Source organism: Trabulsiella guamensis ATCC 49490 (assembly GCF_000734965.1).
GTDB lineage: Bacteria > Pseudomonadota > Gammaproteobacteria > Enterobacterales > Enterobacteriaceae > Trabulsiella > Trabulsiella guamensis.
This window is the reverse complement of record NZ_JMTB01000072.1, coordinates 1-1,322: the sequence shown is the minus strand read 5'-3', so window position 1 is coordinate 1,322 and position 1,322 is coordinate 1. Positions and strand designations below refer to the sequence as shown.

Annotated in this window: 1 protein-coding gene and 1 pseudogene; both read left to right on the top strand. The window is 57.0% G+C overall.

The window, feature by feature from the left end:
* Positions 1-94: 94 nt before the first annotated feature.
* Positions 95-1,133, top strand: a pseudogene (locus GTGU_RS10530) (DUF968 domain-containing protein).
* A 23-nt stretch (positions 1,134-1,156) separates the two neighbouring features.
* Positions 1,157-1,322: antiterminator Q family protein (locus GTGU_RS24580; protein WP_281172982.1), on the top strand; the 166-nt coding region annotated here is incomplete at its 3' end.

Genomic DNA, 1,322 nt, shown 5'->3' with positions numbered 1-1,322 from the left:
ACGCTGCACCGTACACAGGCGCGGCGGTCTGTATCATGTGATGGCGGTACACGCGGAGTTGCCAGCGATATTATTGCGAGCCTGGGGGTTTAGCGTGAGAGTTCTCCTTAAACCTGACGTTGCCAGAGATATTGGCGTTGTGCTGTTTAAGCCGGGTCGTGAGCTGCTCAGCATGTTCCGTCATGGCCGGGTACTGATTGAGCCTGCGCCGTCAGGCATGGCGCACCTGCCTTCAGGGCGGGTACCTGACGCGCGCCAGCCGCTGGCAGAGGATAAATCCCTCGAGGCTTTTTTCACGGATGAGCGCGTTATTGCCGCTGCTGGTGGCCTGTCCGGTCTTGAGTTCTGGCTTGAGCACAACGTGCATTCCTGCCAGTGGCCGCACTCTGACTACCACCACAAAGAGCTGACAACGATGCGCCACCCACCTGGTGCGATGCTGCTGTGCTGGCACTGTGAGAACGAACTGCGCCAGCAGACTACAGAGCGTCTTTCAGCGCTGGCACGCCGTAATGTCATCGACTGGGTGATTGATGCTGTTCGCATCCGTCTGCGCTACAACAAAGAGCGTGAAATCTCGCTGGCAGAACTGTGCTGGTGGGCGGTGTGCGCCGGGGCTGGCAGTGCTATCACCGAGGAGATGGCGGCACGTTCTCTGTTGTTGCCCGTTGAACAGTTCCTGCCCGTTTATAAAGAAAGCGATATTGTCACCCTCGGTGACGGCCAGCAGCATTCTTCAGCGTGAGATAGCGACGGTAAAAGCGGTTGAGCCACCACCGGCAGAGGAAGAGCAGCCACGCATTCTGACGCTGAAAGTGGACACAGAAGCGCCGGAATCCCTGATGAAGGTGCCTAAGCGCCGGAGGTGGGTGAACAGACACTATACAGACTGGGTTAAGACGCAGCCCTGTGTAGTGTGCCAGCGACCTGCTGACGACCCGCATCACATTATCGGTTACGGTCTCGGCGGGACGGGGACAAAGGCGCATGACATTTTTGTAATACCGCTGTGCCGTACGTGTCACAACGAACTGCACGCCGACACAGCAGCATTTGAGCAGAAACATGGCTCGCAGCGTAAGTTGCTGTATCGATTTCTGGATCGGCAGTTTGGTTGTGGTGTCATTGGCTGAGCATGGTACGGGGGAAGTATTTAGTGCGGGATATTCAACTGGTACTTGAACGTTGGGGCGCGTGGTGCGCCAGTAATCACGAAGATGTTGCCTGGCCGCCTGTGGCTGCTGGTTTTTCTGGTCTCATCCCGTCAAGAGTTCGTTCCCGGCTCCAGTGCTGTGACGATGACGGTATCATCATCGCCAATG